This window comes from Arsenophonus sp. aPb, assembly GCF_029873475.1.
Lineage (GTDB): Bacteria > Pseudomonadota > Gammaproteobacteria > Enterobacterales > Enterobacteriaceae > Arsenophonus.
On the sequence record NZ_CP123499.1, the window covers coordinates 760,988 to 778,322 of the forward strand.

Below are 17,335 nucleotides of genomic sequence, written 5' to 3' on the forward strand. Positions count from 1 at the left end.
AATATCAGTTTTTGCTATTGCTGAAAATATGAGTATGGAGAGAGTTTCGGTGCAGTAACTGAGATTACATTTCCAAAACGCTGTTCATTAAGCTTATTTCATCCAGGGGATTGTCGTAGTAAAATGGTTCTGTCTGTAGCAGAGCCCGCATCACTTCAATCCCCTTTATAGTAGCTTACGCGGTCTTCATCGATTTGAAGCCCAGAGTGGTATTAATTATCCGTTTCAGCTTGCTATGATCGCATTTGATAACTTTGTTGCTATATTTTATCTGGCTGGTATTTTCCCACCCGATTCAGTAATGCCAGAGTATGACCATATTTAGGCGCATTGTCAGTATTAATAAAGCGTGGGATCTGCCGCTTTTTCATGTTATCGGGAATCTTACCGAGAAAACGATAAGTTGCTTTGTTATTGTGGTGTATGGAAGGATAAAATCTTGGGTATTGACGACCCGTTAAAGATATGCCAACCGGTTATTAATTTTCACATAGATTTCATCGCGCTACATAACGCTAAACTCAACGGAAAAGGGTAGTGTGATTGACTCTGATTCCAGGTTTGTCCTGCATGTTTGTAATTAGCGATAATTAATGCCATGTTTACAGAATTCGCGAACTGCCCACAAAATGATTATTTTCTTAAAAATACCTAACCTTGAATGGATTCACGCGTTATTCCTTTGGTAAAAAATAGCCAGCCCACCATTGTTAAATTTTTGTAATATTATTTTTAAATAAAATTGGCCAACATGATTGCCGCACACTATATTAAATTTTTCATTAGATAGGTGAATGTTGAAGTAAATAGCGGATCAAAATTAATAATCAAGTTAGGTACAAAAAAATGAAGGCAATGCTCAATAGTCAATATTATCATCTTAAGTTACAGAAAAAATTAACAAAATTTACCCGTGGTATCGAATGGGACCAGGTACCAATATTTGATAAAAATGATAACGATGTAATAACTGGTGGGGCAAACGACGATACCATAAATGGTGGTGAAGACGACAATACAATAAATGGCATGGAAGGCAACGATATAATATTTGGTAATGGTGGCAACGATATAATATATGGTGGAGCGGGCGACGATATAATATATGGTGGAGCAGGCGACGATATAATAAACAGTGAGGAAGATGACGATACAATAGATGGTGGGGATGGCAAAGATACAATAGTTGGTGGGGAAGGCAACGATACGATAAATGGTGGTGAAGACGACGATATAATAGATGGTGGAGCAGGCAATGATAAAATAGATGGCGGGGCAGGCAACGATAGCATAAATGGTGGTGAAGGCAACGATATAATAGATGGCGGGACAGGCAAAGATATAATAGATGGTGGGGAAGGAAACGATAGCATAAATGGTGGTGAAGACGACGATATAATAGATGGCGGGGCAGGCAACGATACCATCAACGGTGGTAAAGCTGATAATACAATAGATGGCGGAGCAGGCAAGGATATAATCGATGGCGGGGAAGGAAACGATACTATTAATGGTGGTAAAGACGACGATACAATAGATGGCGGAGCAGGCAAGGATATAATCGATGGCGGGGAAGGCAATGATAGCATATATGGTGGTGAAGACGATGATGTAATAAATGGCGGTGCAGGTAACGATACGATCAATGGTGGTAATGGTGACGATTTTATATTTGGCTATGGAGGCAACGATATAATAGATGGTGGGGCAGGCAACGATAAACTATATGGTAGGGACGGCAACGATATAATAAATGGTGGTAAAGACGACGATATAATAGATGGCGAGGATGGTAACGATAAACTAGATGGCGGGGATGGCAACGATATTATAGATGGCGGGTATGGCAACGATACGATAGTTGGCGGGACAGGTAACGATTTAATAGGAGGTGGGGCAGGCGACGATATAATAAACAGTGGGGAAGACGACGATACAATAGATGGTGGGGATGGCAACGATAAAATAGAGGGTGGGGATGGCAACGATAAAATAGAAGGTGGCAATGGCGACGATTTAATATTTGGCAAGGAAGGCAACGATATAATAGATGGCGGGACAGGAGACGATAAAATAAATGGTGGAAAAGGCAATGATACAATAAATGGCGGGGATGGTAACGATTTAATAACTGGAGGGAAAAGCGATGATATAATAATGGGCAGTAGAGGCAATGATATTTTAGATGGCGGCGATGGCAACGATACTATAGATGGAGGCGATGGCAACGATTTAATTATTGGCGGGGATGGCAACGATACAATTAATGGAGGGAAGGACAACGATACAATAGAGGGCGGGGCAGGTAGTGATAAACTCTATGGTGGTTCAGGAAAAGATATTTTTAACTACGAGACAATTAATGATTCATTATTCACATCAGCAGATACAATAAGGGATTTTGAATCTGGTATTGATAAAATAGATATTTCTTTATTGAGTAAAATTAGCGATAGTTTTTTTCATATTAACTATGTAAATAGTTTTTCTGATAAAAAAAATGAAATGCTTATCAATTATGATAAAACACAAAATTTAACAAAATTAATGCTGGATCATGATGGTGATGGGCAGGCAGAATTTCAAATTCAAATAATTGGTTCAATCAATCCTATCGAAGATGTTTTAATTTTTTAAATAAATGGGGTTCTGTAGCATTAAGGCAAGCGGATCAGCAAGTTATGTAATTGTTTTTAGCAGTGAACAAATAAAATTTTGGGCAGCCAGTGATAAGTCATCCCTTGCTGAATATTTGAAACTTTTCCTTTTTAATATAGTAAAAGGGCACCAATATCGCAGCATTAAGTACTCTAAACTCAGATAAAGGATCTTTTCCTCAATCACGAAAGCTACCCGAATAGAGGGGTTTTCGGGACAGGGTTTACTGTTAATCAGTCCTACTTCTCCCTGTGTTTTATATTCTTTTTTCCAGCGATAAAAAGTGTCACGAGAGATCCCCCAGTAACGGCATGTTTTGCTTACATTTTTGGTTTCATCTACATGAGCCAGTATCCTAAGTTTTCTTCTTACTTCCTGTTCATCATTCTTGTTCATATTTAAACCTCAACTCATATCCTGTTAATATATACAAAATATGTCAGCCAAGGTCTAAAAATTCACACGTAAATAATTCTCCATTCGGATAAAATAGAACATCGACACATCAAACGACGAGTACCCGCGATGCTAGTTTTCAAATCCTTCCGCGGGTGTCAAACCTTGTTTGCAGCTATCGAATTGATACACATATTAAGCGAAGAATAGCCTCACATCCGAAAAAGAACATCTTGTTACTGGCAAGCCAACTTTATTTGTTAGCTCGCTAGCAACAACAGCGTAATTTTTTACGGATTTGCTGGCTAGTCAGCTAAAAAACTTTCTCCCTTAAACGTGAGGATGCCATTTTCAAATATATAATTTTTTAACGTTTTCAAATTCACTCTATATTGTTTACTGAGCCCTCTCAGTCCACCGGACTTTGCGATCTCTTTTGCACCTAATGACACTATCTCTGTTAACAACTCAGAGGTTATTTTATTGGATTTGTCACCTAAAAAACGTTTTCCCCTAAATTTGAGCGTGCCATTTTTATCAAGGTAACTCTTTAACGTATTCAAATGCACGTTATATTTTTCACTAAGTCCTTGCAGTCCACCGGCCTTTTTAATCCCTTCAGCGCCTAATAACATAATGTTGGTTAATATCTCAGGGGTTAATTTATTGGGTTTAATACCTAAAAAACTTTTTCCATTAACCGTAAGCGTGCCATCTTTCTTAAGATAACTCTTTAACGAACTCAAATTCACCTTATATTCTTCACTGAGTCCTTTCCGCCCACCGGCCTTTTTAATCTCTTTTGCACCTAATGATATAATCTCTGTTAACATTTCAGGGGTGATTTTATTGCATTCAACGCCTAAAAAAGCTTTCCCCATAACGGAGAGCCTGCCATTTTTGTCAATGTAATAATTTAAGGTTGCCAAATGCACCTTATATTGTTTACTAAGCCCTTTTAGTCCACCGGCCTTAGCAATCCTTTCTGCACCTAATGACATAATTTCCGTTAACATCTCAGGGGTTTGTTTACTTTTTTATTAAGGTCATTCTTTAAGCCAGCTTCCCGACTAACCTTTTGTGTACCTTTTTTATTAAGGTCATTCTTTAACGTACCCAATCTCACATTATATTGTTCACTGACTCCTTTGAGTCCACCGGCTTTTGCGATCCTGTCTTCACCTGATGACATAATCTCTGTTAGCATCACAGGGCTTACTTTATTGGGTTTGCCGCCTAAAATAGCTTCCCGACTAACCTTTTGTGTACCTTTTTTATTAAGGTCATTCTTTAACGTACCCAATCTCACATTATATTGTTCACTGACTCCTTTGAGTCCACCGGCTTTTGCGATCCCGTCTTCACCTGATGACATAATCTCTGTTAGCATCACAGGGCTTACTTTATTGGGTTTGCCGCCTAAGATAGCTTCCCCTCTAACCGTTAGTCTGCCTTTTTTATTAAGGTAACTCTTTAACATACCCAATCTCACATTATATTGTTCACTGACTCCTTTGAGTCCACCGGCTTTTGCGATCCCGTCTTCACCTAATGACATAATTTCTGTTAGAATTTTAGGGGTTATTTTATTGGGTTTGCCGCCTAAGATAGCTTCCCCTCTAGCCGTTAGTGTGCCTTTTTTATTAAGGTAACTCTTTAACATACCCAATCTCACATTATATTGTTCACTGACTCCTTTGAGTCCACCGGCTTTTGCGATCCCGTCTTCACCTAATGACATAATTTCTGTTAGAATTTCAGGGGTTATTTTATTGGGTTTGCTGCCTAAGATAGCTTCCCCTCTAACCGTTAGTGTGCCTTTTTTATTAAGGTAATTCTTTAACGTACCCAATCTCACATTATATTGTTCACTGACTCCTTTGAATCCACCGGCTTTTGCGATCCCTTCTTCACCTAATGACATAATTTCTGTTAGAATTTCAGGGGTTATTTTATTGGGTTTGTCACCTAAAAAACTTTTACCCCCAACTGTGAGCGTGCCATTTTTATTAAGGTAATTGTTTAACGTACCTAATCTCACATTATATTGTTCACTGACTCCTTTGAGTCCACCGGCTTTTGCGATCCCGTCTTCACCTAATGACATAATTGCTTTTAACATCACAGGGGTTATTTCATTGGATTTGCCAGCTAAAAAAAATTTTCCCTTTAGCGAAGGAGTGCTATTTGTTTGGGGATAATCTTTTAGGGTAGTCAAATCGACGCTATATTTTTCACTAAGTCCTTTTAGTCCTCTGGCCTTTGTAAACTCTCCTGGGTTTAATAATACCCTCTCTGTTGACATTTTAGGGGTGACTAATTTTACTGTTTCTTTTTCTGCCAAAGTGTCAGTTTGACTAGTACTTTGAGTGAGTAAATGATGAGGAATATTATTGTACTCTACTTTCCTTTCTAAATTAGCATTATTCATCTGCTGTTGGGTAAGTTCATTAGCTATGGGATGAGAGGGTAAAGCTTCATCTTGAGGATAGATGCTGAACCAGATATCAAAGGTACTGTGGTGACAAGAGTTGATATATTGATTCACAACTTGCTCGTAAGTTTGTGAAAGTTTTTCAACTACCTCTGGTTGTAGTGTATTAAGATCACTATAGGCGGTATGCAATAGAACCACTCGCTCTGGATCAACCGGGCCTAAAATATGTGTTTCATCAAAGTTTGTTGCTCTTTCTAAACTGCCTGTTTTAGAAAATAGCAATGCTATCGCGCTAGTTTCAGGATCGTCAAAATTTTGTTTCAATGAGACGGCAGGTAAGCCAAATGCGGCAATAGCAAAAATCGCATAGGCTTTATTGTGAGAGACAAATCGCACTATTTCATCATAATTTCCAGCAACAATGGTTGTTTCTCCTTGCTTGCCAATCATAGGGTATAAGGTTTCAAAGTCATCTGACGGCAAAAAACCATTTATTTCGGGTTGTTCATTGATTGGATCAAGGACAATTTGAAATAACAATGGGAAATTATCACGAGCCGTTAATCCATTAGGCAGCAAGCGATTTTCTCCCTGAATATGGGTCGAAGATGAGATTAATCGCTGTAGTAACATGTTGGGTGGATCATATTCGTTGTGAAAAGCAGCAGGAACAACTGTTGATAAATTACTTATTGGAAACACATCTAGACCTCATAAAAAGAGAATATAAATAAAGAATCAAGCATAGAAGAAAAATAATTATTGTCGTAATTCTAGTATGATTAGATAGTTACTCACTTTATTAACGCAGGATCCCCAATTGCCATTGCCATTAGCAATTGGGCCTAAGTCGTTATCAGCCAGATGGGAAGAGCACATGCAAGTTTCATTAACGGTGCCTCTGGTACGTTTATTCAGTGTTTTTTATACAATCTATCGTTTCTAACCAAGCAAGATTTTTTTATTTAGGCTAGGCTAAATTATTAACTGACAGGTTTTATGCATCCAGATGAAGTCCTGACAACAAAACACTCCACCAAGATAGGGAAGACCTGACCCTACAGCAATAATCATAAAATAGACTTGAATCACACCATGATCATAAGGAAGATCCACTAAGTACGAGAAATAACTAACTAAGTAAAACTACCTGTCAATACCCACTTCTCAGTATTTTTGCCACTTTCTCTTCTTTGTTTGATCGCAAACAGCATTGCTAGTGTTTCTACCCTTGTATGATGGAGCGGCAATTTCATTGTTTAAGGAATAGTAAAATGAAAACGAAAATGAAAATGAGCTTTCTGGTACTAGCCTTCGGCGTTTCCTTCTCTTGTGCGGCGCTCGCACTACCTAATATTACTGTCCTGGCAACCGGCGGCACTATCGCAGGCAGCGGTGAGTCACCAGTTAAAGCCAGTTATACACCGGGGACAATCAAAGTCGATCAGCTAGTGTCGCTAGTGCCGCAAATAAAGCAGATCGCCAATGTTAAAGGTGAACAGGTGGTTACTGTTCGTTCGCAGGATATGGATACGACGGTATGGCTCAAGTTGGCGCAAAAAATAAACGCACAGTGTTCTGGCACCGACGGTTTTGTTATTACCCACGGTACCGATACTATTGAGGAAACTGCCTATTTTCTAAACCTGACAGTGAAATGTGAGAAACCTGTAGTGCTGGTGGGTGCGATGCGTCCGGTGACTGCACTTAGCTCTGACGCGCCGGCAAATTTGTACGATGCAATCGTGACGGCAGCTTCACCGGACAGCGCCGGGCGGGGGGTGATGCTAGTGATGAATGGCAAGGTACTTGATGCACGGGATGTGACGAAATTAAATACTGAGAATTTAGGGGCCTTCCAGTCAATCAATTATGGCGCTTTGGGGTCTGTCTCCGACAGCAAAGTCACCTATACCCGGACGCCTGTGCAAAAGCACACTAGACAAACACCGTTTGATGTCAGCAAGCTGACCCAACTGCCAGAGGTGGGTATTGTCTACAATTACGCTAATGCGTCTGATATTCCTGCCAAGGCTTTTATTGATAACGGCTATCAAGGTATTGTTAGCGCGGGTGTAGGTAATGGCAATATCTCCCATGCTATATTAAATACGTTATCCGATGCTGCTAAAAAAGGGCTGGTGGTGGTGCGTTCCTCACGGGTTTCTTCCGGGCCAACCACACGTAACGGTGAAATTGATGATGACAAACACGGTTTCATCGCGTCTGGAACGCTTAGCCCCTATAAATCCCGAGTACTACTTATGTTGGCACTGACCCAAACAAAAGATCCGAAGAAAATCCAGCAATATTTCACGCAGTATTAATGACCAACTGGGGCGCATAGCCCCATTTTAGTTGCTGTCGCTGTATTAGTTGTTTATTGTTAAACTGTTATTACAAAAAATTTCTTACTTTTCCTAAAAACTTATTCTTTTAAAACCTTACCTGTAGTTTTTTGGCTGAGTTAAAAAGTCGAGAATTTTCAATAGATAATAAATTAAATTTTTAATTTAATAATTTATAAAACGTGGGGTTATCAACGCATTGCGTTAGCCCACACTCCAATATGGTGGATATAAGGTTAGCGAATATTAAAAACATAAATAGATAAATTGCTATTTCTCTAGCAGGAGATTTTGCGACTTGTATTTCAGCGGCATTGAATAACATTAATACTGAAATGAACAGAATAATAGCTAAAGAGAAAAGTAACGACCAAGTATAAAGATGCAAACCGAAAACGGTGGAATAATATCCAGGATCACCTGGCAGAATATGAATTAACACTTGTCGGGTTGCCGTCATACATGTGGCGATTGAACTAAAAATAATTATACTATAATGGCGCTGATTAATGCCAAGGATAAGATTAAATAGAAAACCGATGCCTATCATTATAATGCCTACTCGTTGTAATAAGCATAGTGGACATGGTATTTCATGTAATATAATTTGATAATAGAACGCAACAATTAATATTGCACATATTCCTAATAATCCTAGGATATTTAGATTAGGAATGATTTTTGTTGAAGATAGTGTTTTCATCATAATTCTCTAACTAAAAAGATAAATTAATATTGTCGGTTGCATGATATTTAAATAATAAAATAGTTATAATAAACAGCATTAATAAAAGTAGATAACTTAGTTTTCTCTGTTTGAAAATAAGTGAAATAGTGACTAGAAAAGCGATGAGGAAAGGTAAAAACATTATAAGATCCTATTAATATAAAATTAACTATTCGATTTTATATACTCGATAATATTATCAAAACATATGATATATTTTATGATGTTATATCAGATATTATCTTTAATTATAAATTATAGATGTTAACTAAACGATGTCAAAAATGGTTAATAATCTTTATTTATTGGAAAAAATAAACTACTCAAAATTATTCTTTTATCAAACTAAAGTTTAATATAATGAATAATTATAAAGTTGTATGACTAGTGATATAAGAAGTAAATGGAACATTAACATTAAAGAGGGCAATGAAACGAATTTTATTAGTTAACATTACCCTCAAATTTTTATTCTTTATAAAAACTATTAATATTTTATTACGTTAAATTATACAGTCGCTTTAATATTACCAAAACAGAGATATTTTATTTCTAAAAATTCATCGATGCCATAGTGGGAACCTTCGCGCCCAAGTCCTGATTGTTTAATACCACCAAAAGGCGCCATTTCGTGAGAGATAAGTCCTTCATTGATACCAATCATACCTGTCTCCAATGCTTCAGCAACGCGATAGATGCGGCTAATATCGCGTGAATAAAAATAGGCAGCTAAGCCAAATTCGGTTTCATTGGCTAACTGAATGGCTTCTGATTCATCAGTAAATTTAAATAGTGGTGCTAATGGACCAAATGTCTCTTCTTTAGCGACTTTCATTTGGTTATTTACATTAATCAATACTGTTGGTTCAAAAAATAACTTTCCTTGTGAAGCAACATTGCCACCGGTTAATAGCTGTGCACCTTGCTCGATAGCATCTGTGATATGTTGTTTTACTTTATCGATTGCTTGCTGATTAATTAACGGGCCGAGTTGAGCATCTTTTTGACTTGCCGGCCCGATGCGCAGAGTTTTTACTGCTGCACTAAGCCGTTTTGCGAACTCATCATAAATACTAGCTTGAACCAGGATACGATTAGCGCAAACGCAAGTCTGTCCACTATTGCGAAATTTTGCTGCTAATACACCTTGAACCGCGGCTTCTAAATCCGCATCATCAAAAACAATAAAAGGTGCATTACCGCCTAACTCTAATGAGAGCTTTTTGACGGTAGTAGCACACTGCGCCATTAATAATTTACCCACTTGTGTTGAGCCAGTGAAAGTTAATTTGCGGACAATGGGGCTTTCTGTCATAACCGAACCAATCGTTTTTGCATCGGTACTGGGTATAATATTTAAAACACCGGCTGGAATACCTGCTTTTTCAGCAAGTACGGCTAATGCTAAAGCCGACAGCGGTGTTTCAGCGGCGGGTTTTAGAATAACGGTACAGCCGGCCGCAAGGGCAGGTGCAACTTTTCTGGTGATCATGGCATTGGGAAAATTCCACGGCGTAATGGCAGCTACAACTCCAACAGCTTGTTTGATGGTCATTATTCGGCAATCAGCGACAGGAGAAGGGATTGTTTCACCATAGGTTCGCTTTCCTTCTTCCGCAAACCATTGGATAAAACTAGCGCCATAAGTTATTTCACCTATTGCCTCGCTATGGCATTTACCTTGTTCCAGACTCAATATTTCTGCTAAGGCTGACTGATTCTCCATAATCAAATAAAACCATTTATTTAAAATTTGACTGCGTTGTTTTGCGCTCATCGCTCGCCAGGCGGGTAATGCCTTGTCAGCGGCAGCGATTGCTTTTTGTGTTTCGTTTTTGCCTAAATCACTAACTTTAGCAATTACATCACCATTAGCGGGATTAATAACATTAAATGTTAAATGCTTGTCAGCATCGACCCATTGACCGTTAATATAGGCTTGTTGACGGAAAAGGGGAGAATTAATGAGATTATTTTCCATTGATTTATCTCCAGAATTTAGGGGTGGTATACCATTAGATATTTTATCTTTAATTTTATTTTCAATTGTGGCTAAGAACTGCAAAATAGAACATGCAACAATTGCTAACTGATTTAAAACTAGGTTAATGATAGTATCATCATTGCTAGGTTAGGTTTTTATTCTAATTTAGAAAAATACAATAATAACCCAAGCACAAATAACACCAATTTTATTGCACTAACGATGATCACGGGTTAATAATTTTGCATTAGGCGACCATTTTGTCGTGTTAGTATCATAATGCTATGTGGGATACCTTGTTCATCATAAATATCACCAATTATATTATAGCGAAGGAAGTAATAAAATTTGCGGCACTACATTGGAGTGTTAAAATAATAGTTACTATCATTGCTGACGAACATACTTGTATTTTCAAAAAGGCAGGATTTGCTACTGGCAGCCCAATTTTATCTGTTAACTACCATAAAAAAACAGCAGGGTAACCTTTGCTGGTTTACTGATTTTAATGAAAAATAATAAATTTATCATTCTCTATTAAAACAATATAATAACGAAACTAAATTAAGTGGAATAAAAATAAACGCTACGATATCTTAATATTATTCATGTTTATTAAATAATATTTTCGCAGAAAATAAATTATGGTTGTTATTACTATCCTATTCAACATTATTATTGTGGTTATTCATAAAATGGTCCTTAATATTATTCATTTTTTATCGTTAATGAAGTAAATAATAATTCAATTCGAATAATTATTATTCATCCATGGCCATGGAATTAAAGGTATAATAAAAGTAGAACAAATTATTATTTTATCTATTAAGGTATTTTTTTGTTATTTTATATTGCTAAAAAATTCTTTTATGCTTTTGTTGTCTAAAAAATCATTCTATTCTAGCTAAATTAAATTTTTTATAATTAATGTGATAAAACCAAAAGTTACCAATAAAAAGCTACCACTAGGATAAAAAAAATTGATATGATAAATGATATTGGTAATCAGTATCATCTACATTGATGGGACATTAATATGCTTTCTACCTCTACTGTGTTTTTTGCAAATTCGATTAACCCTACTCATTCTTTGGAAAAGATTTCAGAAGCTAAATATAATATAGAACAATCAACTTTTTCTTCTATGATAAATAATGTTAGTAATTCTAATCAAAATATAGATAACGAATCTACACCTTCTATCTTAGTACAGCCAAATGCAGTCGATAAACAAAAAAATATATTAAATTGTGTAAAAACCTCTTGTAAAAAAATAGCAAGTTCAGCATATCATTATTTGCGTTCCATTGATGGTATTGATGAATTTACTGGGGCGACAGGACAAATTTTACCACAATTTCAACAAGCATTATTATCGTTAGGTATCTTACTACCCGCTATTCCTTTGGTTGGAATAGGTGCTAAAGGCGCTATCGATGAATCAATAGAAAATTTTCAGGATATTTATCCCTCATTTATAAAAGAAATTAAGCAAAAAAAACAGGAAATATTAAAAGCATTACAACAAAATAATGCTGCAAATGATGTCGACAAGAAACTTATTAAAAAAGATATTGAACAATACTTCGATGCTTGGATTGATTGGTTACAAGGTGAAAATCAACAAGAAAATAGCGAACATTTCCAGCAACTGTGTGCTGTCTGGAAAGACTTGCAAGAACAAGGTCATTGTTCAGCAAAGATTCCTTATATGGCTAAGGAATATCAACGTATTAAACAAGAATTTCCTGCTGTAAAAATTGAACGCAATTCTTCTCCATTACAAGCCGCAGCGATGAGTTTGATGACGGCAGGAATGGTTGGCTTGTCTGCAAAATCAATTGCAGATCTATTGTTATCGCAAGGGATCCAGGCAGCAGAAGTAGCTAGTAATTCGGCAGGGTTGGTAAGCAATATTCTACTTTTGCCAGCCCAAATAATGATGACATCCTATGGAATTGCTCAAACCATTGCTGGATATAAACGGGATAAGTTACTGCAAGAAAATCGTACTTTATTAAAAAATAACCAACAACAAGAGATTATTAAAGAAAATATTGCCCAATTAAAAGAGATAGCAGATCGCAAAATACATTATAATTCGAAGCAAAGATTGGAGTATGGGGTTGTAACTGCTTTAGGACAGTCAGCTATGGCATTAAGTTCTTTAAGTGCAATCACTGGCGTTGGCGCAGCAGTAGGTTTTGTACCTGCCTTAGTTGGGGCTCCAGCGACTATCTATGGAGCCTTTATTCGCATAAGAAGTAAGGTGCAAGAAGTAAAATTTTTAGGTGCTAAAGAAGCTAAAAATTTATCTGATAAATGTTTAAATTTTGATGAGCTAACGAAAAATATAGCTAAAAAAACCGCTCCAGTCATTGAGCAAGCATCACCATCAACGATAACAACGGCTGATACACATAATACTGTTATTAAAACAGCCACTAATACTATGCTACAACAACAAAAAATCTTAGCAGAAGCAAAATTACTCTCAATAATTCTAGGGATTCTTGATAAAGCATATCAGAATAAAATTCTACTAACGGCACAAACATTACATAAAATGGTTGTCGATAAAGTAAATCAATTATTTGATAGCGTAGATAAGAGTCAAAAACCATTTATGGAACAACCAAATAAACATTTTATCCGCCAACCTACTAGTTTATTATTAGATGATCTAAAAATAATAAAAGATATGCTTACCATTGGTGAATATAGGGTTAACTGTCTTGAAATTAAATTAATAAATCAACAAGGATACTATGATTTAATGTCTAGGTTAGAGCAGATACAAAAAGAGCATAAAATATTACTATCAACAACTAGCCAAGAAAAAATATTAAAATCTTGTGTGCACGATTTTTTACAGCTAACAACAGAAAACAAAACAATCAAAGAAGCTTTACAACATCAAGATGGTACTTCTGATAAATTATTTAGTTGGAATGACTTGCAACAATTAATCCAGCTTGATAAACAAGCAAAAGTTATTTATACCCAACATTATAACCATTATGTAATTAAGCAAATAAAAAATGAAGCTAAATTTCTAAGGGATAATGCTTATGAGCATATAATCAATGGATTAGCAACTGAATCAACGCTTGAACAAAATACGAATAAATCTGTATAATAAGACACAATGAGTTATATTTATTTTAGATATATATTTTTTGAATTTGAAAAATAATATCATATTTAATAGCAACAAATTAAATAATCAACTTAATGTTAATATAACACTATGCTATAAAAAATTAAGTTAATTTAAGTGATGTAATTTTTGCAAATTTTAACTAGCTGCTATTATAAGAATTAGTTAAATAATTGCGAATGAAAATGTGCATTACACTCCTATCTTATCATCAAATGGTGAATTTTACTTGATTGTCGTTATGGCTATAGATTGCACTTATTTTAAAAAGATCCTATTTAGGAAATTTAATAAAGGAAAAGAGTAAAATAGTGTTAGAAATCTTATTTAATCGTATCATCATACGCTATATTGTGTTAGTCAGTAACAAAAAATAAATGGCAAAAAATAGCGGCACTAAAGATAAATAATGTTTCGTCGAGTGCCGTAAATTATTTACTTTATTAAATACCAGGGATAACTTTTAGATAATCGGCATTGGTTTGAAAGTACTTGTCGTTAAAAAATGTTAAAAATGAAATTTATGAAAAATATTTTTTTATGTAACCATACAGGTTTAACAAAAAGTATCGTAAAGCTGTCTGATAAAAAATTATCAAAATATTTGGCAGAGATGGTATATAAACTCAATTATTTTTTAAACAAAAAAACATTTTGTTAATATGTTCGCGGTTGGAGGTGAGCTGCTCTCTTCTTAATTTACGCTAAAGGATGAATAGCTATTATTGATATTGTATATATAAAGGTTTTGGTTCTAAATTAAGAATTTCTTGCTTAGAAAGCAGTCTGTGAGGAGGAGAGATTAAATCATTTTTATAAAATATTTTTATCCCGGTATAAATAGCATTCGGTTCTGAAGATATTACTTGGCTATACTTGGTTTTTTTTACAACAGGAGCGCCAAAACCATCCATATTTAACACCACTTGCACATTTTTCGATTTTTTCACATTGTCAAAATCAATTACCATTCTCTTTGTGAATCGATGAATGATTAAAACTTTAGGTGGTAGATTAAACTCTTCAACCAAGTTTGATAAATAATCAATAATATAATTGATATCTACAGAAGATATAGAACCTATTACCTTCCCAGGTATATTACCATTGTGCATCATAAACTCAGGATCTATCCCTAAATGAACATTTGGCATTTTTAAATAAGAATGTAGTCTTGTCACCTCGTATCTTAAATCACTCAATCCAGGTTGAATGTCTAAAAATAAAATGGTGTCTTTTTCCATACCAGCGATTGATATTGCATTTTGTATTTGGTATTTGTTCATTCTATTAATGTATTGACCATCGTTACCTGGATAATTACTTGCAACGATGGCGACATAGTGCAAAGCCATTATCGCTGGGGTTGTTGGATCTGCTGCATTCCACTGTGCAGCCTCAGCTTTTAATTTATTCCACATCTGTAAGGGTGAATATTCGCCTAATACGCCCATTTTTCTTGAGTCAAAATTACCATAATAAGCAACGATTCTTCGCTCTGGAAGTATATATTTATCTGAGTCATTAACATTTTCATTTAATTTATTTTTAGGAAAAGGAACCTCATTTGTATTTTCTAAACAATAGCTTTTTGTGTTCGCTTCATAATAGAATAGAGCGACAAATACAATAATATTATACAAACATGTTCTAATCCCCATATTCTTTTTCTTCTCTTTGATAGTGCAAGTGTTCACTGTATTATTGCCAAATCGTTTACTCTCATTATTAATCTTATCCATTGACAGGTTATTTTCGAGTGATAAACGCTTTTCCTCTGTTGCAATAATTTTTTCATTAGTGGCTACATTAAGTGGTTACCTATATTCATCTTTGAGCACTGATTGGTGGATGTCAAGATTTAACGCTTTAATGATATTAATGGAAATGATTTTTTTATTGATAAGGTCAATTTATTGTGCTTTTTTGCTTAATGATTAATTTCATTCTCAAAAACCTAAGTAGATTGTTTTTGGTAGGGAATTTTGTAACTAATTAACCTGAAGGGTTTTTGCTCTTTTTGGTTTTTCTACATAATGCTCTATTTACCATCATTTACTTTTCGACATATCGCGTTGTTAAAATTGATAAAGGGTTGCTGAATTTTATAGCGCAGATACAAGATGATGGAAGCGCTATGGTTATATTTCTCAAGTTAATTAGCCAATGAATAGAACTTTATATAAAAATATTCTCTATATATTAAAAAATTTAAAAATAATAAGCTATTAATTCTTGATGAATAGGATTAACTGCTTAATGTAGCTGTTGATGAAAAATTATGCCAATACTTTAATTTTGCACAAGAAAATAAATATTTCATACAACAGCATTAAATTTGTTGCGCAGTTGTTAAAGTTTTCTATATTTAAAACTTTAAATACAAATTATTTTTTAGGAAATAGTGATGATAAATAAACCTGCTGATCTTTGTTACTCTTATAACAATCAGACCTACAAAGAAGAAAATAAACTACTGCAACAGGAAGATATTAAAATAAAAGATCAATTATTGACTTTAAATAATTTAATAGACATGAATGATGAAATTAAAAACAATAACCTCACAAAAAAGAGAAATATCAGAGATGTGACTTTAGCGAGAAATAAAGCAGATGTAACTGTTAATATGCTAATTGACCTTATGGACACTTCAATTAATAATATAAAACAATTCTATGATATCAAAAAAAGTATCCATTATATTGAATTAAAAGATAAAATAAATGAAATTAACTTTGATATAAAAAAGGATAAGGATTTATATTCAGCTTTATCTAAAATAAGTAACGAATTTGAATTTTTAAAAAAAGATATTCTTAACCAAGAAAAAGATATTGAGATTTATCGCAGCATATTACTGTTAGCTGAGAAGTGTACTAATATTTATCATATTTATATTACAGGTTTTAGTATAGAATCAAACACATTAGAAGAAGTCGTTGATAAAATTAATTCTTTTAAAAATAATATAAATAATTCAATGAGTGAAAAAGAAAAATTATTGTCTGAAATTAATGATTTTATTTCATTAATAGATAAGGAATTTAAAAAAGTTGAAGAACATTATTTGATTCTTGTGGAAAATTATATTGATAAAAAATTATCTAATATAAAAAATCCAAATTTACATTTTAAAAAAGAAGAAATTTATCAAGAGCTAATCGATTCTTTATTAAATCAGAATTTAAGCAATGAAAATGAAGGAAAGACATTGGAAGTTATTAATTTAATTAATAATATCACAAAGTTATTTTATCAAGAAAATAAATTAACTTATAATGGAGTAAATGATCTAATAAATATTTACGTAATATATAATATAATTAAATCTATAAATGATACCGATAAACATGCCTTTGGTGATTTATCAATAAATGATATTATTGATACCGAGTTGATTTATAGTTACATAGATGAAAATGATAAAATAAAATATGATACAACAACTATTTTTGATTGCTTAACAAGATATATTAAAGAAAGCCAATCACCTTTATCAATAAGAAATAAAGTTAATATAAAATACCCAAAAGAATATAAAGTTGAGTTAATTCGCTATTTAGATGAAGAAGCAAAACAATTAAAAAAAGATTTTGACTTAATAAAAACATTGATTTATTAA

The 17,335-nt window shown here is 34.2% G+C and carries 11 protein-coding genes and 2 pseudogenes; 5 read left to right on the forward strand and 8 right to left on the reverse strand.

Annotated elements, in window-relative coordinates; genetic code table 11:
* Nucleotides 1-64: 64 nt before the first annotated feature.
* Nucleotides 65-671, reverse strand: a pseudogene (locus QE177_RS03260) (DDE-type integrase/transposase/recombinase).
* A gap of 175 nt (nucleotides 672-846) precedes the next feature.
* Between QE177_RS03260 and QE177_RS03265 the strand changes: the two are divergent.
* Nucleotides 847-2,637, forward strand: a complete 1,791-nt coding sequence (locus QE177_RS03265) for a M10 family metallopeptidase C-terminal domain-containing protein (protein WP_280551311.1) — start codon at nucleotides 847-849, stop codon at nucleotides 2,635-2,637.
* Nucleotides 2,638-2,679: 42 nt separating this feature from the next.
* Here the strand turns inward: QE177_RS03265 and QE177_RS03270 are convergent, their stop codons facing one another.
* Nucleotides 2,680-3,054, reverse strand: a complete 375-nt coding sequence (locus QE177_RS03270; protein ID WP_280551312.1) for a helix-turn-helix domain-containing protein — start codon at nucleotides 3,052-3,054, stop codon at nucleotides 2,680-2,682.
* A gap of 99 nt (nucleotides 3,055-3,153) precedes the next feature.
* Between QE177_RS03270 and QE177_RS03275 the strand changes: the two are divergent.
* A pseudogene (locus QE177_RS03275) lies at nucleotides 3,154-3,246 on the forward strand (IS6 family transposase); the annotation flags it as partial.
* Between the two features lie 113 nt (nucleotides 3,247-3,359).
* On the opposite strand, the gene QE177_RS03280 reads toward QE177_RS03275, so the two are convergent.
* Entirely contained in the window at nucleotides 3,360-4,070 is a 711-nt protein-coding gene (locus tag QE177_RS03280; protein ID WP_280551313.1) for a hypothetical protein, read from the reverse strand.
* Nucleotides 4,064-6,193 (reverse strand): hypothetical protein, encoded by a 2,130-nt coding sequence (locus tag QE177_RS03285; protein ID WP_280551314.1) that lies wholly within the window; start codon nucleotides 6,191-6,193, stop codon nucleotides 4,064-4,066. Before QE177_RS03285 ends, QE177_RS03280 begins: the two co-directional genes overlap by 7 nt.
* 584 nt (nucleotides 6,194-6,777) lie before the next feature.
* On the opposite strand from QE177_RS03285, the gene ansB reads away from it, so the two are divergent.
* Nucleotides 6,778-7,818 (forward strand): L-asparaginase 2, encoded by a 1,041-nt coding sequence (gene ansB, locus QE177_RS03290; protein WP_280552200.1) that lies wholly within the window; start codon nucleotides 6,778-6,780, stop codon nucleotides 7,816-7,818.
* A gap of 181 nt (nucleotides 7,819-7,999) precedes the next feature.
* On the opposite strand, the gene QE177_RS03295 is transcribed toward ansB, so the two are convergent.
* The 3 genes from QE177_RS03295 to QE177_RS03305 all read right to left on the reverse strand — a co-directional run bounded on the left by QE177_RS03295 (nucleotide 8,000) and on the right by QE177_RS03305 (nucleotide 10,547).
* Nucleotides 8,000-8,545: a disulfide bond formation protein B gene (locus QE177_RS03295; protein ID WP_280551315.1), complete on the reverse strand. Its 546-nt coding sequence runs from the start codon at nucleotides 8,543-8,545 to the stop codon at nucleotides 8,000-8,002.
* 10 nt (nucleotides 8,546-8,555) lie between these two features.
* Nucleotides 8,556-8,708, reverse strand: coding sequence for a DUF5993 family protein (locus QE177_RS03300; protein WP_246067335.1), 153 nt, complete (start codon nucleotides 8,706-8,708; stop codon nucleotides 8,556-8,558).
* A 366-nt stretch (nucleotides 8,709-9,074) separates the two neighbouring features.
* Nucleotides 9,075-10,547, reverse strand: coding sequence for an NAD-dependent succinate-semialdehyde dehydrogenase (locus QE177_RS03305; RefSeq protein ID WP_280551316.1), 1,473 nt, complete (start codon nucleotides 10,545-10,547; stop codon nucleotides 9,075-9,077).
* A gap of 1,039 nt (nucleotides 10,548-11,586) precedes the next feature.
* On the opposite strand from QE177_RS03305, the gene QE177_RS03310 reads away from it, so the two are divergent.
* Nucleotides 11,587-13,689 (forward strand): hypothetical protein, encoded by a 2,103-nt coding sequence (locus tag QE177_RS03310; RefSeq protein ID WP_280551317.1) that lies wholly within the window; start codon nucleotides 11,587-11,589, stop codon nucleotides 13,687-13,689.
* Nucleotides 13,690-14,432: 743 nt separating this feature from the next.
* Here the strand turns inward: QE177_RS03310 and QE177_RS03315 are convergent.
* Entirely contained in the window at nucleotides 14,433-15,452 is a 1,020-nt protein-coding gene (locus QE177_RS03315) for a hypothetical protein (protein WP_280551318.1), read from the reverse strand.
* A 665-nt stretch (nucleotides 15,453-16,117) separates the two neighbouring features.
* On the opposite strand from QE177_RS03315, the gene QE177_RS03320 reads away from it, so the two are divergent.
* A complete protein-coding gene (locus tag QE177_RS03320) occupies nucleotides 16,118-17,335 on the forward strand; it encodes a hypothetical protein (RefSeq protein ID WP_280551319.1) in 1,218 nt (405 codons plus the stop codon).